This window comes from Devosia insulae DS-56, assembly GCF_000970465.2.
GTDB lineage: Bacteria > Pseudomonadota > Alphaproteobacteria > Rhizobiales > Devosiaceae > Devosia_A > Devosia_A insulae.
Genome location: NZ_LAJE02000189.1, coordinates 17,104 through 38,000 on the forward strand (window position 1 = coordinate 17,104; position 20,897 = coordinate 38,000).

Annotated in this window: 20 protein-coding genes; 8 read left to right on the forward strand and 12 right to left on the reverse strand. The window is 64.5% G+C overall.

Annotated elements, in window-relative coordinates; genetic code table 11:
• Window positions 1-57: 57 nt before the first annotated feature.
• Entirely contained in the window at window positions 58-1,116 is a 1,059-nt protein-coding gene (locus VW23_RS13370; protein ID WP_069910060.1) for an alpha/beta fold hydrolase, read from the reverse strand.
• A 361-nt stretch (window positions 1,117-1,477) separates the two neighbouring features.
• Between VW23_RS13370 and VW23_RS13375 the strand changes: the two genes are divergently transcribed.
• Entirely contained in the window at window positions 1,478-2,773 is a 1,296-nt protein-coding gene (locus VW23_RS13375) for an epoxide hydrolase family protein (protein WP_069910061.1), read from the forward strand.
• A 70-nt stretch (window positions 2,774-2,843) separates the two neighbouring features.
• Window positions 2,844-3,596, forward strand: a complete 753-nt coding sequence (locus VW23_RS13380) for an SDR family NAD(P)-dependent oxidoreductase (RefSeq protein WP_069910062.1) — start codon at window positions 2,844-2,846, stop codon at window positions 3,594-3,596.
• Between the two features lie 125 nt (window positions 3,597-3,721).
• On the opposite strand, the gene VW23_RS13385 is transcribed toward VW23_RS13380, so the two are convergent.
• From VW23_RS13385 to VW23_RS13395, 3 genes are read right to left on the reverse strand one after another with little or no spacing between them, the layout of a single operon-like run.
• Entirely contained in the window at window positions 3,722-4,192 is a 471-nt protein-coding gene (locus tag VW23_RS13385; RefSeq protein WP_069910089.1) for a DUF3237 domain-containing protein, read from the reverse strand.
• 2 nt (window positions 4,193-4,194) lie between these two features.
• Window positions 4,195-5,112, reverse strand: a complete 918-nt coding sequence (locus tag VW23_RS13390; protein WP_069910063.1) for an alpha/beta fold hydrolase — start codon at window positions 5,110-5,112, stop codon at window positions 4,195-4,197.
• 9 nt (window positions 5,113-5,121) lie between these two features.
• On the reverse strand, window positions 5,122-5,358 hold the full coding sequence (locus VW23_RS13395; RefSeq protein WP_069910064.1) for a tautomerase family protein: 237 nt from the start codon (window positions 5,356-5,358) through the stop codon (window positions 5,122-5,124).
• 153 nt (window positions 5,359-5,511) lie between these two features.
• Between VW23_RS13395 and VW23_RS13400 the strand changes: the two genes are divergently transcribed.
• The 5 genes from VW23_RS13400 (at window position 5,512) to VW23_RS13420 (ending at window position 8,655) form a co-directional block, all read left to right on the forward strand.
• A complete protein-coding gene (locus tag VW23_RS13400; RefSeq protein WP_069910065.1) occupies window positions 5,512-6,375 on the forward strand; it encodes an enoyl-CoA hydratase/isomerase family protein in 864 nt (287 codons plus the stop codon).
• A gap of 37 nt (window positions 6,376-6,412) precedes the next feature.
• Window positions 6,413-6,937, forward strand: coding sequence for a hypothetical protein (locus tag VW23_RS13405; protein WP_069910066.1), 525 nt, complete (start codon window positions 6,413-6,415; stop codon window positions 6,935-6,937).
• A gap of 25 nt (window positions 6,938-6,962) precedes the next feature.
• The gene (locus tag VW23_RS13410) at window positions 6,963-7,601 is read left to right on the forward strand and encodes a cysteine hydrolase family protein (protein WP_069910067.1); all 639 of its coding nucleotides are present in this window, start codon (window positions 6,963-6,965) and stop codon (window positions 7,599-7,601) included.
• Window positions 7,602-7,730: 129 nt separating this feature from the next.
• Window positions 7,731-8,360 carry an NADPH-dependent FMN reductase gene (locus tag VW23_RS13415; RefSeq protein WP_069910068.1) on the forward strand — a complete coding sequence of 210 codons (630 nt, stop codon included), beginning with the start codon at window positions 7,731-7,733 and terminating at the stop codon, window positions 8,358-8,360.
• A 10-nt stretch (window positions 8,361-8,370) separates the two neighbouring features.
• Window positions 8,371-8,655 carry a hypothetical protein gene (locus VW23_RS13420; RefSeq protein ID WP_069910069.1) on the forward strand — a complete coding sequence of 95 codons (285 nt, stop codon included), beginning with the start codon at window positions 8,371-8,373 and terminating at the stop codon, window positions 8,653-8,655.
• 68 nt (window positions 8,656-8,723) lie between these two features.
• Here the strand turns inward: VW23_RS13420 and VW23_RS13425 are convergent, their stop codons facing one another.
• The 7 genes from VW23_RS13425 to VW23_RS13460 all read right to left on the reverse strand — a co-directional run bounded on the left by VW23_RS13425 (window position 8,724) and on the right by VW23_RS13460 (window position 18,630).
• Window positions 8,724-11,036 (reverse strand): ATP-binding protein, encoded by a 2,313-nt coding sequence (locus VW23_RS13425; protein WP_069910070.1) that lies wholly within the window; start codon window positions 11,034-11,036, stop codon window positions 8,724-8,726.
• 691 nt (window positions 11,037-11,727) lie between these two features.
• Entirely contained in the window at window positions 11,728-12,795 is a 1,068-nt protein-coding gene (locus VW23_RS13435; RefSeq protein ID WP_069910071.1) for an ABC transporter ATP-binding protein, read from the reverse strand.
• Window positions 12,796-12,824: 29 nt separating this feature from the next.
• Window positions 12,825-13,739: a carbohydrate ABC transporter permease gene (locus VW23_RS13440; protein ID WP_084646074.1), complete on the reverse strand. Its 915-nt coding sequence runs from the start codon at window positions 13,737-13,739 to the stop codon at window positions 12,825-12,827.
• Window positions 13,740-13,742: 3 nt separating this feature from the next.
• Window positions 13,743-14,633 (reverse strand): carbohydrate ABC transporter permease, encoded by an 891-nt coding sequence (locus VW23_RS13445; RefSeq protein ID WP_069910072.1) that lies wholly within the window; start codon window positions 14,631-14,633, stop codon window positions 13,743-13,745.
• 61 nt (window positions 14,634-14,694) lie between these two features.
• Window positions 14,695-15,993, reverse strand: a complete 1,299-nt coding sequence (locus VW23_RS13450; protein WP_069910073.1) for an ABC transporter substrate-binding protein — start codon at window positions 15,991-15,993, stop codon at window positions 14,695-14,697.
• A gap of 23 nt (window positions 15,994-16,016) precedes the next feature.
• Complete coding sequence (locus VW23_RS13455) at window positions 16,017-17,675, reverse strand: MGH1-like glycoside hydrolase domain-containing protein (protein WP_201788046.1); 1,659 nt, start codon at window positions 17,673-17,675, stop codon at window positions 16,017-16,019.
• Between the two features lie 82 nt (window positions 17,676-17,757).
• Window positions 17,758-18,630, reverse strand: a complete 873-nt coding sequence (locus VW23_RS13460) for a phytanoyl-CoA dioxygenase family protein (protein ID WP_176730392.1) — start codon at window positions 18,628-18,630, stop codon at window positions 17,758-17,760.
• Window positions 18,631-19,112: 482 nt separating this feature from the next.
• Between VW23_RS13460 and VW23_RS13465 the strand changes: the two genes are divergently transcribed.
• Window positions 19,113-19,991, forward strand: coding sequence for an aldose epimerase family protein (locus VW23_RS13465; protein WP_069910074.1), 879 nt, complete (start codon window positions 19,113-19,115; stop codon window positions 19,989-19,991).
• On the opposite strand, the gene VW23_RS13470 is transcribed toward VW23_RS13465, so the two are convergent.
• Complete coding sequence (locus VW23_RS13470; RefSeq protein ID WP_069910075.1) at window positions 19,951-20,847, reverse strand: 2-dehydro-3-deoxygalactonokinase; 897 nt, start codon at window positions 20,845-20,847, stop codon at window positions 19,951-19,953. The genes VW23_RS13465 and VW23_RS13470 overlap by 41 nt on opposite strands.
• Window positions 20,848-20,897 lie beyond the last annotated feature (50 nt).

Below are 20,897 nucleotides of genomic sequence, written 5' to 3' on the forward strand. Positions count from 1 at the left end.
CTGCATGATGCCTGGCCGGCAGCGGGTCCGCCGGCCAGGTAACCGTTCGGGTGTCTGTTATTTCGTCGCCGAGCCGGCGACGGCGATCACGGCGTCGGCGAAAGCCTGCGGCGCTTCCTGCGGCAGATTGTGGCCGATGCCGCCCGTGACGTTCCGGTGCTCGTACTTGCCGACGAATTTCTTGGCGTAGGCGGCGGGGTCGGGATGCGGCGCGCCGTTCGCGTCGCCTTCGAGGGTGATGGTCGGCACCGTGATGACCGGACCATCGGCGAGTTTCGCCTCGATCTCGTCGTACCTGGCCTCGCCCTTGGCGAGCCCGAGGCGCCAGCGGTAGTTGTGGACGGTGATCTCGACGTGGTCGGGATTGTCGAGCGACGCTGCCGAGCGGTCGAAGGTGGCGTCGTCGAACTGCCATTTCGGCGAGGCGATCTGCCAGATCAGCTTTGCGAAGTCGTGGCGGTACTTGTCGTAGCCCGCCTTGCCGCGCTCGGTGGAAAAGTAGAACTGATACCACCACTGCAGTTCTGCAGCCGGCGGCAGCGGCGTCATACCGGCCTTCTGGCCGCCAATGAGATAACCGCTTACCGACACGAGGCCAGTGCAGCGCTCCGGCCAAAGCGCCGCGACGATATCGGCGGTCCGCGCGCCCCAGTCGAAGCCGGCGAGGGTCGCCTTGTCGATCTTGAGCGCATCCATCAAGGCGACCGCATCCATGGCGACTGCCGACGGCTGGCCGTTGCGAACGGCGTTCTTCGACAGGAACCGCGTCGTGCCGTAGCCGCGAACATGCGGAACAATGACGCGATAGCCGCGGGCCGTCAGCAGGGGCACAACGTCGACGAAACTGTGGATGTCGTAGGGCCAGCCATGCAGCAGCAGGATCGCCGCACCGTCGGCCGGGCCTGCCTCGACATAGCCGATGTCGAGTTCGCCGGCGTTGATCTGCTTTGTCGGGCCGAAACCATTCGCGGTTGCGCCGCTGGAGCCCGGCGGGGCGGCATCGCCGCCGCCCGAGGCTGACAGTGCGGAGCCGACGGCGCCGAATTGTGTGGCTGCGATGGCGAACGCTGCAGCGCCCAGGAACTCCCGGCGGTGCTGACTGAATTCCTCGATCATTTTTGGTCTCCGTTGAACCGGCGATTGCGGGGGGAAACGAGCAGCCGACCAGCTCCGGGCCTTCACCTCGTTCAAACTCCGCCTGCAGTGAGCACCACGAGTGTAGCGGCGGCGATTGTATTAAAGTGTCGCCGGTACTTTCGTATTTCATGCTGTGAGTAGATCAGGTCAGTCTACGGACGGTGTGTCGGAGTAATACCTAGGTATGGCGCACACCTAGGTGCAATCGACCTTCAATACTGCGGCAGGTCTAGTGCAGGGGTGCCGCTGGGCCACTGGTCGCCACGGCATCACACGTGAGCCGCGCTCCCTTTTCGGGAAAGGCCGGCAGGTTTCAGCCAGAGTGCCAATGGAGAAGAAAATGTCCGTACAGAGTGCGCCGATGGGCCGTCGCGAATTCATGGTCGCTTCCGCGATCGTTGGGGCTGCCAGTGCATTGCTGCCTGCCGTCGCCACCAGTGCTGCTGCAGCACAGGGCGGCGAGGACGCCATCCGTCCGTTCGAGTTTCACGCTTCCGACGAGGCGCTGGCCGATCTGAAGCGCCGCATCAAGGCCACCAGGTGGCCAAGCGAGGAGTTGGTGCCCGATGCCACCCAGGGTGTGCAACTCGCTACCGTCAAGGCGCTCGCCGAGTACTGGGAAAAGCACCACGACTGGCGGAAATTCGAGAGCTACCTCACCTCTCTGCCGCAGTTCGTCACCAAGATCGACGGCGTCGACATCCACTTCATCCACGTCCGCTCCAAGCACAAGAACGCCCTGCCGGTGATCGTCACGCATGGCTGGCCGGGCTCGATCGTCGAGCAGCTGAAGATCATCGAGCCGCTGACCAACCCGACCGCCAACGGCGGCACCGAAGCTGACGCGTTCGACATCGTCATCCCCTCGCTGCCGGGTCACGGCTTTTCCGGCAAGCCGACTGAACTCGGCTGGGATCCGATCCGGATCGCCAAGGCATGGGTCGTGCTGATGCGGCGCCTCGGTTACGACCGCTACGTCGCGCAGGGCGGCGACTGGGGCAATGCCGTCACCGAACAGCTGGCGCTGCTCACCCCAGCCGGTCTGCTCGGCATCCATACCAACATGGCGGCCACCATCCCCGATGACATCGCTGCTGTCCTGGCGGCAGGCGGTCCGGCGCCCAAGGATCTCTCGGCCGACGAGAAATACGCTTTCGACCAGCTCGATACCTTCTACAAGCACGGGCTCGCCTATGCGCAGGAGATGGGCAACCGTCCGCAGACCCTCTACGGCATCGAGGACTCGCCGGTTGGCCTCGCCGCCTGGATGCTCGATCACGACGCGCGCAGCTACGAGTTGATCACCCGCGTGTTCAACGACCAGGCCGAAGGCCTGACCCGCGACGACATCCTGAACAACGTGACGCTCTACTGGCTCACCAATACGGCGGTCTCGTCGGCTCGCCTCTACTGGGAGAGCAAGCTGCCGTTCTTCGCACCCAAGCATGTGCCGTTGCCGACTGCCGTCAGCGCCTTCCCGGACGAGATCTACACCCCGCCGCAGAGCTGGGCCGAGCGCGCCTACCCCAAGCTGATTCACTACAACCGCCTGAAGAAGGGTGGCCACTTCGCCGCCTGGGAGCAGCCCAAAGTGTTCACCGAAGAACTGCGCGCCAGCTTCAAGTCGCTGCGTTGACCTGAAGCCCCGCGGGACGGATTCGCCGTTCCGCGGGCACCCACTGCCACGCGTATAAAGGAGACGCAAAATGGGACTGCTGACTGGCAAGATCGCCTTGATCACCGGCACCGCCGGCGGGCAGGGCAGGGTAGCCGCCCACGTCTTCACCCGCGAGGGCGCGCAGGTCATTGGTTGCGACCTGAACGCCGAACAGAATGAGGCTACGGTGCGCGAGGTCCGCGGGGGCGGTGGCGACATGACTGGCTTTGCGCCGGTCAATCTCACCGATCCCGCCCAGGTCGAGCGCTTCGTCGCAGATGCTGCCGAGGCCTATGGCGGCATCGACATTGTCTACAACAACGCTGCCCTGGCGCGGTTCGGCACCGTGCCGGACATGTCGATCGAAGACTGGCACGCCACCATCGCCGGCGAGCTCGACAACACCTACTACGTCACCAAGTACGCCTGGCCACACCTCGTGGCTCGCGGCGGCGGGGTGATCCTCAACATCGCATCGATGGCCGGCATCATCGGTTTCCCGGCGCCGCCAATGTCGGCGCATGCCGCGGCCAATGCCGGCGTCATCGGCATGACCCGGCAGCTGGCCGTCGAGGGCGCGCCGCACGGCATCCGCGCCATTGCCATCAGCCCGGGCGCCATCGTCACGCGCGAGGCCGACCTCGACGCCGTCACTCGCGAAACCATTGCCAGCCGTACCCTGCTGAAGCGCTGGGGCCGGCCCGAGGAGATCGTCGAGGTTGCCGCCTTCCTCGCCTCCGACCGCGCTTCCTACATCACGGGCGCCAACATCCCGATCGAGGGCGGCACCACGGCCTGGTAGTCGCGCTGCCCCTCGGGCCATAGCATCGTGAGCAGGGCGTTCCCTCCCGTCCTCCTCACTGAGACCGACCGGCAACCACGTCTCCGCCCTCCCTCGGACGGCCTGGTTTGCCGGTCGGCGCATTTTCAGACGATTTCCGAGATCCAGTAGACCGGCCCTTGCGGCAGCCGCACGCCGGTGCCGACGGCGACGATCCGGTTGAGCCACTCATAGCGCGCAGCGGACGTGTCGAATCTCGGCACGATGCGGAAATAATAGGACGCCGGATCGACCTCTTCGCCACGCCCCAGCCGCGCCATCACGTCCGCAGATCCATGGCGGATGCCGGTGTAGGTGATCGCGATCGTCGCGCCATCGTCGCTATGCAGCAGCGCCCGTGCATCGAGCAGCACCGCGCCATCGCCGCGCACCGTCTGCCAGTCGGCGCCACCGGGCACCACCGTGCCGTTGAGTCGGTCACCACCAAAGGTCCCGCCGTCGATGCTGCCAATCCGTCGTCGCGCACCGGGCGGCCCACCGGCATCGACCAGCGTGCCAACGGTTACGTTGAGGACCAGCAGTGGCCGCAACTGCAGTGAGGTGGAAGGGGATATCATGATCACACAGACGCTTTTGCGAGAGAGCGGCCGGCTGCAGCACCCAGCTGCCGGGCGAGAAAGTCGCGGATCAATACCGCGATCTCGTCGAGCTGCTCCTCGAGCGCAAAATGGCCGGCATCGAGGATATGGATTTCGGCCCCCGGGACGTCGCGCGCATAGGCAGACGCGCCATCCACCTGGAAGGACGGATCGTACCGTCCCCACAATACCAGCATCGGCGGCTGTCGTTCCCGCAACCACGCCTGCCAGTCCGGATAGGACGCGACATTGCTTTGATAGTCGTAGAACAGGTCCGACTGGATGCGGTCCTGGCCGGGGCGCGACAGCATCGCAAACTCCTCGGTCCAGCTCTCCGGGTTGTACCGCCGAGGATTTGGACTGCTGCCCACGTGCCGCTGGCGAGCAACCTCGAGCGATGTGAACGCCGACATGACCTCGGCCTCGTGTGCCGAGCGGTCGCGCCAGAAGGTCTTGCGGGCCTCCCAGAGCTGTCCCAATCCTTCGAGGTGGGCCACGGCGTTCTGCACGATGATCGCCTCGACCTGCTCGGGGTGCCTGAGCGCCAGCCGCATGCCGATGGGGCCGCCATAGTCCTGCTGCAGCAGCGAGTAGCGCCGCAGCCCGATAGCCCGGGTGAAGCTGGCGATGATGCGCGCCAGGTGATCGAAAGTGTAGGCGAAATCCCCCGCCGGGGGAGCGTCGCTCAGGCCGAACCCCGGATAGTCCGGGGCAATTAGGTGGTAGCGGTCAGCCAGCAGCGGGATCAGTTCGGCGTACATCTTCGACGAAGAGGGAAAGCCGTGCAGCATCAGCAGGGCCGGTGAGTCGGGCGAGCCGGCCTCCCGGTAGAAGATGCGCACCCCGTCCATGGTGACGGTTCGGTAAGTCAGCGTAGCTGACGTCGACAGCACGGGCATCGCAAACGCTCAGCGGCTCTTGGCAGCGAGCTGCTTGCGGTACTCCGCGACGGGAAGGCCACCCCATCCCCAGTTCTCCATTTCAACCTCCTCGAAGATCACCCAGGTCCAGTCGACCGGCTTGTCGAGCACGTCGAGCAGCACCTGGCTCATCCCCTGGTAGATCGCCGCCTTCTGTTCGGCGGTGACATGGTCGACGCCTGGCTCGGTCCCTTCTCGCGTCAGCTGGACTGTTACGATCGGCATGGCTCGTCTCCTCGAGGGTTGATGTCTCCCATCTGATCGCCCCGCCGGGCTGTCGCTCCATCATCCCTTGGTATCGGCGATACTTTCGCGCTATGGATCGCTGCTCCGCCCATCGCTGATGTTGCTCCCGACAATTCCTCAAGGAGCAGTGCCATGGCCAGCGACCGTCAGCTTTCGATCGATCGGACAACGAAGGGCGTGTGGGTTGTCACCTTCAGCAACCCGCCGATCAACCTGCTGGACCCCGCCACGATCGACGAACTGCAGAGGCTGGTGGGTGAGGCGGAAGCCGACAAATCGTTGAAGGTGATCGTCTTCCAGTCGGCGAACCCGGATTTCTTCATCGCCCATTTCGACACGCGCAAGTCGGCGGAAATGTCCGCCGTGCCGGGCCCGACCGGCTTCACGCCGTGGATCGACGTCGTCATGCGGCTCAGCCACGGCCCGTTCGTCAGCATCGCCAAGATCCGTGGCAGGACGCGTGGCGTCGGCACCGAGTTCGTCTTGGCCTGCGACATCCGGTTCGCCAGCCGCCAGAAGGCGGTGTTCGGTAATCCCGAGATCGGCGTCGGCCTGCCACCCGGGGGCGGCGCGCTCGAATGGTTGCCGCGGGTCATCGGCCGGTCGCGGGCTCTGGAGTTTGCGCTCAGCGGCGACGATTTCGATGCCGATGTGGCTGAGCGGTACGGGCTCGTCAACCGAACCATCGATGACGCCGAACTCGACGGTTTTGTCGATGCGCTGGCGACACGCCTCAGTTCCTTCGACCGCGATGCCCTCGGCCAAATCAAGGCCCAGATCAGCCGCATCGGGGTGCCGACCGGCGAGGAAATCGAAACCAGTAATGGACTGTTCTTTTCCGGCCTGAGCCGGCCGGACGCCGTGGCGCGCCGGGCAAAGCTGCAGACCGTCGGCTACGGCGAGCGCAGCACCTTCGAGCTCAACTTCGGGCGCGTCGTAACCGCCTTGGGTCCTGACGGCAGCGAGCTTTCCTCGGCTGTCAGCACTGCAAACTAGCTCCCATCTGGGCGCCCCCACCAAACGGAGACTGGAAATGAACGACCACGAAATCGTCGACTCAAGTTTCAGCGCCATCATCAACGCGCCAATTGCCAGGATCGATATACCGACCTGGGCCTTCGCGCTTCCCGAGCTCGAATATCAGGGTTGCTCGCCGGCCCATATCGCCGCCGGCTTTACCACCGCTCCGGACGGCAAGCGCATGTCGATCAATGTCGAAACCATCGGCGGCAGCCTGATGGTGCAGCACTATGTCGAAAAGCTCGCCGAGCCGGATCACCTGATCCTCGACTCGATCTCCGACGTCTTCACCCCGAACGGCCACACGACGATCCAGGTCATCTGGGAGCTCAGCGTCAAGCCGATCGATGCAGAGAAGTGCGAGTTCACCAACCACGTGCGGTCGCTCGCCACCCACCACCTGCTGGCCCTGCTGGATCGGCAGGGCATCCCGTTCGAGATCTTCCGGACCCAGCGTCAGCCGATGTCGATCGCCCACAACCGGGCCGAGACACCGCTGTTCGCCGCCAGCCTCGAGCGTGCGGCGCTCCGCAACTGATCTGCAACAGGACTGGATCCCGAAAATGTCACCTCCGAGCTACTCGCGGGGCGCGACGGCGCTCGTGCTGATCGACCCCTACAACGACTTTCTCTCCGAAGGCGGCAAGGTCTGGCCACGCGTCCAGTCCATCGCCGAGGAAGTTGGCCTCATCGCCAATCTGATCGCCATCGATCGCGCCGTCCGGGCGGTCGGGATCCAGGTTTTCTTCGCGCCACATCGCCGGTGGGAGCCCGGCGACTACGAGACCTGGCAGCACCCCAATCCGACGCAGGTCGGCATCATGCAGCGCCACTCCTTCGCGCGTGGGACCTGGGGCGGCGACTGGCACCCGAGCTTTGTGCCAAAGCCGGGCGATATCGTCGCCAAGGAGCACTGGTCGCAGAGCGGCTTTGCCAATACCGACCTCGACCAGCAGTTGCGCCAGCACGGCATCACCCACGTCATCTTTGTCGGCCTGCTCGCCAACACCTGCGTCGAGTCGACCGGCCGCTATGCCATGGAGCTCGGCTATCATGTCACCCTCGTCCGCGACGCCACGGCCGCCTACAGCAAGGAAATGATGCACGCGGCACACGAACTGAACGGTCCGACCTTCGCCCACGCGATCGTCACCACCAGTGACCTGCTGGTCGCCCTGAAGGCTCTGCCGCAGGCGTTGTAGCGGTCGCGCTGCCGATACGATGGTCTCCACGACACCTTGGTGCGATGGAATTGAGGTCCCCCCGGTCCTCACATAGTCGGTGAAAGCGCAGCGGAATTCGCCGGCGCCAACCGATCGAGGATCAGCAAAATGGACAACCCCAGGATCGCCGTCATCATCAGCTCGACCCGTGCCACCCGGTTCGGCGAAATACCGGCGCGGTGGATCTACGAGCTGGCCCTGGCCCGGGGCGATATGGAACTCGAGCTCATCGACCTCCGGGACTATCCGATGCCGTTCTTCGACGAGCCGGCGTCCAATGCCTGGGTGCCGGCGCGGAACGAGACCGCCCTGCGCTGGCAGCGCAAAGTCGCGCAGTTCGACGGCTACATCTTCGTCACCGCCGAATACAATCGCGGCATCCCCGCCGTGCTGAAGAACGCCCTCGATTACTCCTACCCCGAGTGGAATCGGAAAGCCGCGGCGTTCCTCGGTTACGGCAGTGTCGGCGGCGCCCGCGCCGTCGAGCAACTGCGGCTGAACTGCGTCGAGCTGCAGATGGCCCCGACGCGCACCGGCGTCCACATCCAGGGGGCCGACTTCTTCGACGCCCTGCAGAATGGACGGAACCTCGATGCCATCCCCTACATCACAGAGAACGCCACCGTGATGCTCGATGAGCTCTACTGGTGGGCAAGCGTGCTTTCCGCCGGCCGCGCCGCGAGCAGCGAATTCTCGGCGCCACGCCTGCGCGGCGCTGACGACACGCTGGTGGCGTAGGAGCGTCGCCATGCACAACCAGCTTTTCCACGTCACTGCCGGACTGTCGCTGTGCCTGGCGATGATCGAACCGGCTGCCGCGGAAGTCGCCTCAACTGTCGGCTGCGCCGCCCAATCCGACGACCTCGCTTCCATCGACGTGCTCGACGACTTTCCCCTTGATCCGGGCGGCAAGGCCAGCGACTGGCCGAGGTCCCTCCGCATGACGTACCTCGACGCTCAGGGGCGCTACGTCACGGTCTACCACGACCCCGACTGGCAACGACGCCTGCGCCTGGCAAGCTGTCCGCTTTGACTGGCTGATGGAGCGTCGAGGCGGTGGGCGGAGGCAACGGGGTTTCGACGTCTGCCTTCGCCTCGGCGCTAGGGCGTTGCCTGGGCATTGGACTGTTGGTTGCCGGGAATACAGAAGCTGAAGGTCACGCCCGGTCCATCGTTAGGTTCCACCCACAGACGGCCCTGGTGACCTTCGATGATCGAGCGGCAGATTGACAGGCCCACGCCCATGCCGTTCGCCTTCGTCGTATAAAAGGGTTGGAACAGCTTCTCGATGGCGGCGGCTTCGATGCCCTTGCCGCAGTCGCGAACGGCGAGCTGGACGGACCCATCGTCGTTGAGGCCTGTCGTGACCAGCATCCTCCTGGGCCTATCCTGAACCTCGACCATTGCATCGCCCGCGTTGAGCAGCAGGTTCAGAATGACCTGCTGTAGTTGAACGCGATCGGCCAGCACGAGGGGAAGCGTCGTGGCGAGTTCGGTCCGGACCAGCGCCTGGCGCAGCCCAAGTTCGACGGAGGAAAGCGCGATGACCTCGCGTGTCGCGTCGTTGAGATCGATCAGATCGCGGGTGGGAGTCTTGTTGGAGAGCAGCTCGCGCAGGTGCCTGATTACATCGGCGGCACGGCTTGCGTCCCGAATGGTCCGGCGAACCGTCTCGGTGGCACCGGCGACATCTGGCGGATCCGCAGCAAGAAATCGCGCGCTGGTGTTGGCGTTGGTCAGGATCCCGGTAAGCGGCTGGCTGACCTCGTGCGCAATGGACGCGGTCATGGCGTTGAGCGTCGCCACCCGCGCCACGTGTGCAAGCTCCGCCTGCGACTGGCGTAAGCTCGTCTCCGTCCGGATGCTCTCGGTGATGTCGCGGACGGAGCCGACGAAGTCGAGGTTGCGGACGCCCATTGCCCGCCCAGTGCTCTGAACGTACTTCACCCGCCCATCCGGCATCAGCAGGCGGTGCTCACTTTCGAAATCCACGCCGTTCCGCATCGCCGCTTCCACATGCTGCTGCACATGCTCGCGATCGTCGGGGTGCATCCGCTCCCAACCATGCTCGGCGGTAACGCCATTCGACGGGTCGTACTCCATGATGCGGTAGAGTTCGTCCGACCAGTAAACCTCGCCGGTTGCTGCCGTCCATTCGAAGGCGCCGGTACGACTTATCCGCTGACCCTGGGCCAGGAACGCCTCGCTGCGTTTGAGATCGGAATAGAGGGTCGCATTCTCCAGCGAGATCGCCGCCTGCGAAGCCAGCACCCCAAGCAGCCGCACTCGCTCGGCAGTGAATATGCGGGGAGCCGTTGAGTGCTCGAGATAGAGCACGCCGCTCAGTACGCCCTGATGCGACACCGGCAGGCAAGCGACCGAGCGCGGCCGCTGATGACCCACGGAGAATGGATTGCCCGGCGCCGGCACGGATGCATCATCCAGAACAATGGGCTGAGTGGTCAGGACAACCTGGCGGACGATGCTTTCCGGGGCACTCGCCGAGATTGGCTGCTGGCGCATCGTTACGTCGATCCGATCACCAACGACCAACGCCTCTGCGACGGCTTGATAGCCGCCATTGGTGGGCAGTACCAGAACTGCGCGGTCGGCTTCCGAATTCTCCAGTACGGTCCTGATCAGCCGCTCAATCAGCTTGGGCAGCTCGATCTCACTCGAGATTGCGCGAGAGGTGCCGACGATGAGCGCCAGCAAATCGCCTCGCGCGACGCCGGTGTAAAGCCTGGCTGTTTCTGCAAGCAGCGCGGTCAGGACAACTGTTGACGTGACCAGTGAAAACAGCCGGCCGCCATAGAAACCGACGGTGACTGAGCCGCCTCGCCTGAAGCCAATCAGCGCAGTGATGGCGAGCTCGACGATCATGGCGAGGACGACAACCATCAGCCACTGGTCGATTGCCGCGCGCCGACGCACCCACAGCGCGAGGAGTGCAGCAGTGCAGATCAGCATCGTAACGGCCGTCAGCCATTGCCCCTCTTCCGGGGTGAGAGGGGGCAGCAAGACAAGATAGACGACGCACGCCGCGAGGAACAAAGCTGCCGCGGCAATGAGAACGGCAAGGATGTTCGCAGGCGAATGCGGACCGGCCCTGTCGCGGTCTCTTTCACGGAGCCAGACATAGGCGAAGGCGCCCACGGCAATGCCGAGGTGCCACAACAGGTAGATTCTGAAATTGATGCGCAAGCTTTGGCCGGGCGCGTCAAACGGGTACAATGCCTCCGGAAACGTCACCCCGTGCGCAACGACCGCTGCAGCCGAGAAAAAGTAGCCACACGCCAGCGCCAAGAGCGCCCTCGAGCGGGTCACCGAGAAATGCGCGAGGAGCAGACCTGCGGTTATGAGGTCGGTGACAAACAGCGTCGCATCGAGCGCAACGATGTACCCGCTGACCATTGGCAGTGGCAGTCCCGCAAAGGGGATGAGAGCCACCAAACCGAAGATCAGGAATGCAACCCCAGCAAGCGCCGCCCATGTCTGCCGCGGAGTTGGCGGCAGATGAGCCGACGAAATCTGAGGTTGCCCAGCGCCCATGTCACGTTGCTCGCGTCAGTTCGCACCAAGTGCAGAGGAGGTCAGTCCTGCCGGAATCGTGCGGCCTCGGTGCAGCACCCGCGCGATGTGGCGCAACAGGGTGTGACTCGTGCCGCTTTGAATATCCCACCACACGTCAGGTGCACCTATCATGACGTGAACGGGACGCTGCGCTGGCCACGTCGAAACTGCTATTGCACTTTGGTGTTGGTCACGGGAGCGCGCTGGAGAGGCTGTCGCCGCCAGGGAGCGGAGCCTGCAACTGACCGCCAATACCATACCCGCGCTGGTCTGGTCGGCGCGGCCGACGGCAGCTTCGCGTGCGGGGACTATCTGCGCGAGAGAAGTAGACTTGACACCCCAAGGATACCCCAAGGTTTGATCTTAGGACCGACGTTACCTAATCACTTGAAAAGGCACAGCATGTGTCGGTGGGGTTCCCAGATTGATAATCTGGGGGTCAGGAGTTCGAATCTCTTAGGGCGCGCCAATCCTTCTCCGAATGCTGACGCTGTGGTGCCGGGGCACCCGACCTCCGGATTGGTCCGGCCGGTCACGCTGTGGTAGTGGCGCGGGGCGCCGTCAATCCATTCGCGTCGAAGGTGTGCAAGCTCTCGCGTCTGAGGGCCACGGACACCTCGTCGCCGATCTTGTGCTGTGCAGTGTTTGCGGCCTTGGCCAGCATGTCGCGACCCGATGCCAGCCGCAAGTGCACGAAAATCTCGCTGCCCAGGTACTCAACGAGCGTCACCTTGCCCTCGGCTACCAGATCGCCGTCTCGTCCGATGAGGACCTGCTCGGGCCGGATGCCAACACTGATCGGGCCATCCGGCACGACGACCGGCAAGGTGCCGAAATCCGCCACGGTCGCAGCGCCTCCCATGGCGTTCGCCTCGAGAATGTTCATTTTCGGCGAGCCGATGAACGTGGCAACGAACCGGTTGCGCGGGAAGTTGTACAGCTCGTAGGGCGTGCCCACCTGTTCGATGTTCCCCTTCGACAGCACCGCTATGCGTGTCGCCATGGTCATCGCCTCGACCTGGTCGTGGGTCACGTAGATCATTGTCGTGCCCAGCCGGTTGTAAAGGTTGGCGAGCTCGACGCGCATCTGAACCCGCAGCTCCGCGTCGAGGTTCGACAGCGGCTCGTCGAACAGGAACAGTTGCGGCTCGCGCACGATGGCGCGGCCGATGGCGACGCGCTGTTTCTGGCCGCCCGACAGCTGGCGGGGCTTCCGCTCCAGCAGTTCGCCGATCTGCAGGATCTTTGCCGCCTCGGCGACGCGCCGCTCGATCTCGGGGCGTGGCATCCTCAAGTTGGTGAGACCGAAGGCGAGGTTCTTCCTGACGCTCATATGCGGGTAGAGCGCGTAGGACTGGAACACCATCGAGAGGTTCCGCTGGCTGGCCGGCACGTCGTTGACGATCCGCTCGCCGATGGCGATCGTGCCGTCGGTGATCTCCTCGAGCCCCGCGATCATCCGGAGCAAGGTCGACTTGCCGCAGCCCGACGGGCCGACGAGGACGAGGAATTCGCCCGACTTCACCTCGAGATCGATGCCATGCACCACCTCGAGCCCGCCATAGGATTTTCGGACTTCGCTCAGCGTAACCGCTGCCATGGGTATTCCTTACTTACTGAGCCCGCCGGTCACTTCAGACCGGACATGGCAATGCCGCGGATGATCAGGCGCTGGAAGATGATGAAGAAGATGACGATCGGCACGATCGAGAGCACCGACATGGCAAAGAGCTGGCCATAGGCGGAGACCGAATCCTGAGCGATGAAGCTGCGGAGTGCGAGCGGCACAGTGTAGTCGCGCATGTCGTTCAAATAGACCAGTGGCCCGAGGAAATCCTCCCAGGTCCAGATGAAGGAGAAGATCGCCGCCGTCGCCATCGCCGGCACCGAGAGCGGCAGGATGATGGCCCAGTAGATCTTGAACGGGTTGCAGCCGTCGATCATTGCCGCTTCGTCGAGATCGCGCGGCAACTGCCGGAAGAACTGCACCATGAGGAAAATGAAGAAGGCGTCGCCGGCCAGGAAGCGCGGCACGATCAGCGGTAGGTAAGAGTCGACCCAGCCGGCCTTGAGGAACAGGATATACTGGGGGATGAGGACGACGTGGTAGGGGATCATCAGCGTCATCATCATGAGTGCGAACCAGATGTTCTTGCCGGAGAACTCGAGCCGCGCGAACGCATAGGCGGCGAACGAGCACGAGATGACGTTGCCGATGACGCTGAGCACGGTGACGAAGGTCGAGTTGAGGAAGAAGCGGGTGAAGCTCACGGCCATGGCGTTCCAGCCGGCGGTGTAGTTTTCCCAGCGGAGTTCCGATGGCCAGAGGCCGAGATTGCCGAAGATCTGGTTGTCCGGCTTCAGCGAGGACGCCAGCATCCAGATCAGGGGATAGATCATCACCAGTGAGGTGATGATCAGGAAAATGTGCTTCAGGAGCGCCGCGCGCTTGCCGCGCCTGGCCCGCTCTTCGCGGATCGCGGCGGCGATCTGGGCGGTTGTGGGGTGTGTTGGAGCAGCGCCGACGAGGGTGGTATCGGCCATGGCTCAGCTCCGCTCGTTCTCGTAGTGGACCCAGTATTTGGAGGTCCAGAAGGCGACGGCGGTGAAGACCGCAATGATCAGGAGGAGCACCCAGGCGAGGGCAGAGGCGTAGCCCATGCGGAAGTACGAGAAGGCCTCGTTGTAAAGGTAGACGGTGAAGAACAGCAGCGAGTCGAGGGGGGCGCCCTTGCCGCCGGAGATGACGAAGGCGCCCGAAAAACTCTTGAAGGCCTCGATCATCTGGAGGACCAGATTGAAGAAGATGACCGGGGCGAGCAGCGGCAGGGTGATGGCGAAGAAGCGCCTGAACTTGCCCGCGGCGTCGATCTCGGCCGCCTCGTAAAGCTCCTGCGGGATGGCGCGGAGGCCGGCGAGGAAAATCAGCATGGGCGAGCCGAACTGCCAGACGGCCAGCACGATAAGGGTAGTCAGCGAGTAGCGCGGGTCGGAGAGCCAGTTGGGGCCATCGACGCCGACGACGCCGAGCAGCGTGTTGACGAGCCCGTCATTCTCGAACAGTTGCCGCCACAGCACCGCGACGGCGATCGAGCCACCGAGGATCGAGGGCAGATAGAACAGCGCCCGGTACCAACCGATGGCGCGCACGCCCCTGTCGAGGATCATCGCCACGGCGAGGGCGAAAACGAGCTTGGCCGGCACGGAGATGACGACGAAACTGAAAGTGACCGAGAGCGCTTTCCAGAAGCGTCGGTCCTTGACCATGAACTCGTAGTTCTCGAGCCCGATCCAGCTGGGCGCGGCCACGGCGTCATAGTCGGTGAAGCTCAGGTAGAGCGACGAGACGATTGGCCCGACGGCGAGCGCGAAAAAGCCGATGAGCCACGGCAACAGGAATGTGTAGCCGGCGAGATTGCGGCGGATGAACTTGTTCATGCGGCTCCTACTCCTCGAGGCAGCGGGCCCGCCAAGTCAGGCTCGGCGGGCCGGAGTGGGCTTACTTCGCGCGCTGCAGGATCGCCGCAGCTTCGTCCAACCACTGCTGGGCAGCGTCTTCGATCGACATCTGGCCCAGCAGCACGGCGACAGCGCTGCGCTGCTCGAACGCTTCCTCGAGCTCGCGGACGCCGGCCGGCGCCGGCGGCGCGAGCGGCGCAACGTGCGCCTGGATGGCGTCGAAATAGGCCACCGAGACAGCCTCGATCTCGCTGAGCTTGGGCTCAAGTGCGGCACGGACATCGGACTGCTGCGGGATGCCGCGTTCGAGCCCGAGCACGGCCGTCATATCCGGATCGTTGACGAAGGCGTTCATGTAGGCGAGCGCCGCATCGTCGTCGGTCGAATCGCGGCTCAGGCAGATGAACTGGCTCGGCTGGATCGACTGGCCGGGCTTGCCGTCCTTCAGATGCGGGCGCATTCCGGCGCCGAGCTTGTCCTGCGTCAGCGCCTGCGTGCCGACGATCTGGTTCGACCAGGCGTAGGAGATGGCAGACTTGCCGGTGACGATGCCCATCTTGTCGAGGTCGGCCATGCCGGCGATGGCCGCCGAGTCCTCGGCCGAGGGCGTGGCGCCGGCGTCGCGCATATCCTTCCACAGGTTCCAGTAGTCGACGAGAATGTCGGCGCCGAAGGCGAGTTCGCCGGCCTCCGTGAACTGGTTGAGGAAGCCGCGCTGGCCGCAATAGACGCCGAAGCCGCCCCAGTCTGCAGTGAGGTCGTCGGTGCCCTTTGGTCCACCCTTTTCTCCAATCTTGAGGGCGATCGTCTTGATGTCGTCGTAGGTCCAGAGGATCGGATCGGTGTCGATACCGGCTTCCTCGAACAGGCGAGTGTTGTAGAGCGTTGCCATCGAGTTGGCGCCGATGGTGAGCCCGTAGAACTTGCCGCGGAAGGTGCCGGCGGCGATGCCGCTCGGGTCGATCTTCGAGGTGTCGATCTTGCCGGCGGCGACCGCCTCGTCGAGCGGCTTCAGCGTGCCCTTGTCGACATATTCGAGCATGTTGCCGTAGCCGTTCTGGATCACGTCCGGCATGTTGCCGCCGGCGATCTGGGTAGTGAGCTTGGTGAAATAGTCATTGAAGCCGACGGTCTCGCCTTCGACGGCGATGCCGGGGTTTTTGCCGTTGAAGATCTCGATGACGGCAAAGGTGCGCTTGTCGCGTTCCGGGTTACCCCACCAGAAATGGCGGATGCGCTTGTCCTGGGCAAATGCGACCCCGCCCATCGCCGAGGCGAGCGCGGTGCTGCCGGCGAGGCCGGCGGTGCCCTTGAGGAATGTTCTGCGGCTGAAAGTCATGTGTAGTCCTCCCGTGTTGATGTTCAGTCTGAATACGTCGGCGCAACCAGGCCGGGCTGGCGTACGCTCGCCAGTTCCCCGCCCGAAAACTCCAGTTGCTCGTTGGCCGCGACACGAAACGGCAGCTCCACTCCGCCGATCCTGAGGCTGCCCTCGATGGTGTTGACGCTCATGCCGATGAGCGAGCGCAGGTTTCCGGCGCGGTCGGTGACGATCCGCACCCCTCGCGGCGCTTCGAACAGCAGCGCGCCGTCTCGAAACGCAGAACTCGCTTCGGCAGTGTTGACGAGCTCGAAGCGCACGCCATCGATGGTCCGCGCATAAGCCGTATGGTGGCTGACATCGCGATGCTCGATCTGCTGCGGGGTGAGTCCCGTGAACCACAGCGTCCCGTCCGGCCGAGGCAGGATCCCGCTCAGCCGCTCGACGAAATCGATCAGGCAAAGGATTGCCGGCGAATAGGCCTCGGTGAAGCCGACGCGGCCGGTGAACGGGTCCAGCGTTTGCGCGAAGCGCTCCGCCTTGAACAGCGCCGACAGCGTCGCCTGCATCGCCCAGGTGAGTTCGACATATCGTCCGTGATGTTCGAACGCATGCGGCGCGCGGATCAGGCTGAGCATGTTCGACGGCCCGGCCCAGCTGTTGTAGTCATAAGCCGGAGTGAACCGTGGGTCGTCGAGCGCGATCGAGGTGAATGGGAATTTGGCGAAGAATTTCCGCGTGTTGAGCAGGTAACGATGCAGCGCCTGCTCGAACAACGCAGCGTCGCCGATCTCACAGGCAAGGACGCGCAGCAGCACGTCCGATTGCACACGAACGTGTCGCCCGTTGCGGTCGAGATCGTAGAACATCCCGTCGTCGCGATCGAAGCAATGCGCAAACAGCGCCTCGATGCTCTGCTCGGCTCTGTCCCGCCAGCCCTCGCCGTTCTCGCCCAATTCTTCAGCGATCCGCGCCAGGTAGACCCGCTGGCAGGCGACATTGGCGGTGAGATCGGGCGCGACGAAGGGCAGGATCGGGTTGTCCGGATCGTATCGCTTGGGATCGTTGCCGAACGGGCTGTCCGGCACGTGCCAGAAGCGGGGGCTGAGGTCGTGGCCGGTGTCGTAAGTGCAGAACGCTTCGACCCCACCGGTGCCGCGCGTATCGCGCCATGCCGCGAGCCAGGCGTCGTTGCGCACCATCGCCGCATACATGCGACGGAGGAAGTCCGTGTTCCGGCCGTTCGTGGCGTAGTGCGTCCAGACGCTGCGGGCGAACGGGGTAACGAGCTGGATCTGCGCGAAAGCCGGCCCGCTGGCGGTCAGCTTGTAGGGGAACAGCCCGTCGTCCCGCTGTTGCTCGGCGAAGCACGCGAAGGTGGCTTCGGCGATCGACGGCAGGAAACGCGACAGCAATTCGGCATTGATGCTGCCGGTGCTCTCTATCCAGCACCCCAGATAGATGCCGCCCTCATGCAGGATCGGTCGCTCGCTGGCGGCCGGCTTGATGCAACTGAATAGCTCGCGGACGGCGCGCCAGTACTGCCGCTCCATCGCCGCCGACGAGGCCGCAAAACGCACGCCGGACCGGCGCCACTCTTCGAGCGGCGCGGAAGCCGAAGCATCGCCGACCACGCCGATGCTCTCGGCGACTTCGGCGGCTCGGAGCCTCCCCAACAAATCGGCAGCGGCAAACGACAATGCGGTACGTACCTCTTCCCAATATCGTTCCGGCACGTTGGCCGGAGAGGCGTCGCGTTAGCGCGACGCCGGGTCGTTATTGTCAGGCGGTGCGGCCCGGCGGCAGCACCGGTGTGGTGTGCGGCATGACCAGTCCGCGCCGGCGCGGCGTCAGCCGGGCAAGCAGGTCCGGGCTCGGCCGGTAAGGCAGGCGGAACGACCCCCAGCTCGGGCCATAGCGATAGACCGCGATGCGGCGGTTGCCCGGATTGGTGCGCCGCGCCGAGCCATGCGCGATGGCATCGACGAACAGCAGTGCATCGCCCTTCTCGAGATGGCACTCGATGGCGCCGACGACACCGTCGACCGAGCTTTCCTCGGCGCGTCTCTCGATCGCCACGGTTTGGGGATGCCGGACATTCGACTTGTGCGAGCCGGGAATAACCATGGTGGCGCCATCGCCCGGCCCGATGTCATTGAACGCCATCAGAATGTTGACTTGCCCGCAGTGGAACTTGCCGGCGTGGTAGCGGAACTGAGTGCGGATAGTGCCGACATGACCGCCCGAATGCAGCCGCTGCGCCCCGCCGGTGGAGCGGATCGTGCCGAAGCACTCATCGATGAACGCCGGGCCATGATGCCCGTCGAAATTCTCCGGATCGTCGGTGCCGATGAAGTGGATCGCCTTGTCGTACCACGAGGGGTGGTCAAGCAACTCCTCCCAGACCGGGCCCGCCTCATAGAGCTGCTGCAGGATGATCCCCTCCTGTTTGCCCGAATTGTTGACGCTGACGTTGCCCCACCAGCCGCGGCCTGTGATCGACTTCGCCGCTTCTTCGATCTCGTCGTAGGTGGCGTTGCAGGCGGCGACCTGCTGCGGCGTCAGGGCATTCTTGATGATCAGATATCCGTTCAGATCGAACAGATAGGCTTCCATCTCGGTCACGGCAGGCGCGGCCATCACATGCTCGTTCATAGTCCAGTCCTTCCGATACCAAATCCAGGCCCCGGGCGGGGCCATGTGCGGATCGATGAGGAAGGTTTGACGAGACCTGCCGACAACCGGGACCGCACGGTTGAACCTGGGATGGGTCTCTCAGAAGGTTGCAGCAAGCAGGGCCGTTTTGTAGCGGTCCGACCACCGATGCTGCACGTAGCTCACGCTTTACCGCGTACCCCGGCTGGGCCTTCGGGTTTGAAACCCGCGGCCCATTACGTGTCTCCGGCCGATCCTGGGGGATTATTCCCTCTCAGATGCGAGTATGTTCAACACGCGCGGTCATCATGTCAATCCCGTGGGTAACGGCAACGCTCAGGGCGCGCCGATCCTCCGGCAAAGTTGTGAACCGCAGTGCTGACACCTTTGCCCACCCCCTCCGATCAGCAGAAAATGTCGCCTGCCTCAGCCGGGGATCACGGTCTCGCCGTGGCGGCTGCGAGCAAGCAGGGAGATTTCAGGTGGCATCGATCGAGCTGCGGGCCAATGACCTTGCCGCCGGCATTTCGCCGCTCGGAGCGGAGCTCGTATCCCTCAGTCATCGCCGGCTTGGGGAGTTCATCTGGCAGGCGCAGTCGGACGCGTGGCGTCGCAGCGCACCGGTGCTGTTCCCGGTGGTGTCACACTATCCGCGCGGCCTGGTGATGCTCGGTGATACCCCGATGGATCTGCCACCGCACGGCTTTGCGCCGAGCAGCACATTTGAGGTGCTGGAGGTCACGGGACATTCGTGTCGATTGCGGTTGGCATCGTCGCCGGACACTTTGGCCACGTTTCCCTATGCGTTCGAGCTGAGCGTGGATTTCGCGCTCGATGCGCGAGGGCTGACGCAGGAGATGCGGGTACGCAACCCGGATGCCAATGCCGAGCTGCCCTACATGCTGGGGGCCCATCCCGGCTTCAACTGGCCACTGCCGGGGGCGGGGCGGCGCGAGGCGCATCGGCTGCAGTTCGACGCGGTGGAAGCCGGAGCGACTCAGCCGCTGGGCGGTGCGCCTGTCCCTCGCTACAGCTTTGACGGACGCGTCGCCGTGCCATCCGACATCGACTTTTCGACCGCCTATGGCCTGCCTGATGTCGTCAGTCGTTCGGTGCGGTTCGGCACCGAAGCGACGCATATGACGCTCGATTTCGACGGCTTCGCACAGTTCGCGCTGTGGAGCCGGGGCGTGGCGCCATTCCTCTGTCTCGAGCCGTGGAGCGACATGCCGATCGCCATTACCGAGCCCCGGCAGTTCGCCACCCTGCCAGGGGTTTCGCGGCTGCCGCCGGGCGCCGGCCGCAGTTACAGGCTGCGCTTTACGCCGGGAGGAGCGCAGGTGCGGGAAGGGCAGCGATAGTGCTGCCGATATCGATCCGCGCCGCCGCGGCGGTGATGCCGCGCCGGCTGAGGGCCCTTGTGTAGCGGACGGCATCGGGGCTGCCGCCGAGGACCAGAACCGGCACCGAGCCCAGCGACCATTCCGCCTCGGCTTCGAGGATTTCGGCGCCGGTGACGAGGCCGGCAATGTAGCCGGCGATGTCCGCGCGCGGCAGGCGCTCGAACAGCACGAGGCTGCGGGCGGAAAACAGCCGGCGCAACAGGCCGCCGGCAATCTCGCCGCTCCAGGCCGTCGCGAGGCCCAGCTCGAAACCGGCGTCGGTGATCGCCGCCCCCACGGGAATCAACCGGCTGACCAGCGAGTCGCGGCGCAGCAGCGCGGCGGTCTCGCCGCCCATATAGGTGGCGAGACGCGTGATGCGGCCGGCCTCGACGGCGACATATTTGGTGTGAGCGCCCGGCAGGATGACGGTGGCGGCCGGGTGCCCTCCGGCTGCGGCGATGGCCTTGAGTTCCTCGCCACGCATCACGTCGGGGAGGGGATCGTCGACACTGACGCCGCAGAGGAACAGCAACGGCAGGCCGTCGACCACAAGCCGTTTCCCTTGCGCGGCGATTTCCGCCAACCCTGCAGGGGCCGGCGCGAAGCTGGTCTCGAGCCAGCCGCCCCGTCCGGTGATCATTCCCGAGAGATAGGCGCGTGTGGCGCGCCGACGCCAGTCGGCCGGAACGAACTCGAGGAAACGGGCCTCGAACGCGCCATCCTTCACCTGGTTGACGCCGAACGGCTGACGGATCTCGGCCACCACCGCCCCGGCCGCGTCGATCAGGTCGGCGGCGAAACTCGCTGATGTCCACTCCACATAAATCTGCATCGGATCCCCGTTCTGCTGGTCGGCGCGCTCATCAACTTCGTCACGCGCCC

What these genes read in the sequence shown, in the direction of transcription:
- VW23_RS13370 (WP_069910060.1), bottom strand. Translation starts at nt 1,116, where the DNA reads ATGATCGAGGAATTCAGTCAGCACCGCCGGGAGTTCCTGGGCGCTGCA.
- VW23_RS13375 (WP_069910061.1), top strand. Translation starts at nt 1,478, where the DNA reads ATGTCCGTACAGAGTGCGCCGATGGGCCGTCGCGAATTCATGGTCGCT.
- VW23_RS13380 (WP_069910062.1), top strand. Translation starts at nt 2,844, where the DNA reads ATGGGACTGCTGACTGGCAAGATCGCCTTGATCACCGGCACCGCCGGC.
- VW23_RS13385 (WP_069910089.1), bottom strand. Translation starts at nt 4,192, where the DNA reads ATGATATCCCCTTCCACCTCACTGCAGTTGCGGCCACTGCTGGTCCTC.
- VW23_RS13390 (WP_069910063.1), bottom strand. Translation starts at nt 5,112, where the DNA reads ATGCCCGTGCTGTCGACGTCAGCTACGCTGACTTACCGAACCGTCACC.
- VW23_RS13395 (WP_069910064.1), bottom strand. Translation starts at nt 5,358, where the DNA reads ATGCCGATCGTAACAGTCCAGCTGACGCGAGAAGGGACCGAGCCAGGC.
- VW23_RS13400 (WP_069910065.1), top strand. Translation starts at nt 5,512, where the DNA reads ATGGCCAGCGACCGTCAGCTTTCGATCGATCGGACAACGAAGGGCGTG.
- VW23_RS13405 (WP_069910066.1), top strand. Translation starts at nt 6,413, where the DNA reads ATGAACGACCACGAAATCGTCGACTCAAGTTTCAGCGCCATCATCAAC.
- VW23_RS13410 (WP_069910067.1), top strand. Translation starts at nt 6,963, where the DNA reads ATGTCACCTCCGAGCTACTCGCGGGGCGCGACGGCGCTCGTGCTGATC.
- VW23_RS13415 (WP_069910068.1), top strand. Translation starts at nt 7,731, where the DNA reads ATGGACAACCCCAGGATCGCCGTCATCATCAGCTCGACCCGTGCCACC.
- VW23_RS13420 (WP_069910069.1), top strand. Translation starts at nt 8,371, where the DNA reads ATGCACAACCAGCTTTTCCACGTCACTGCCGGACTGTCGCTGTGCCTG.
- VW23_RS13425 (WP_069910070.1), bottom strand. Translation starts at nt 11,036, where the DNA reads ATGGTCAGCGGGTACATCGTTGCGCTCGATGCGACGCTGTTTGTCACC.
- VW23_RS13435 (WP_069910071.1), bottom strand. Translation starts at nt 12,795, where the DNA reads ATGGCAGCGGTTACGCTGAGCGAAGTCCGAAAATCCTATGGCGGGCTC.
- VW23_RS13440 (WP_084646074.1), bottom strand. Translation starts at nt 13,739, where the DNA reads ATGGCCGATACCACCCTCGTCGGCGCTGCTCCAACACACCCCACAACC.
- VW23_RS13445 (WP_069910072.1), bottom strand. Translation starts at nt 14,633, where the DNA reads ATGAACAAGTTCATCCGCCGCAATCTCGCCGGCTACACATTCCTGTTG.
- VW23_RS13450 (WP_069910073.1), bottom strand. Translation starts at nt 15,993, where the DNA reads ATGACTTTCAGCCGCAGAACATTCCTCAAGGGCACCGCCGGCCTCGCC.
- VW23_RS13460 (WP_176730392.1), bottom strand. Translation starts at nt 18,630, where the DNA reads ATGAACGAGCATGTGATGGCCGCGCCTGCCGTGACCGAGATGGAAGCC.
- VW23_RS13470 (WP_069910075.1), bottom strand. Translation starts at nt 20,847, where the DNA reads ATGCAGATTTATGTGGAGTGGACATCAGCGAGTTTCGCCGCCGACCTG.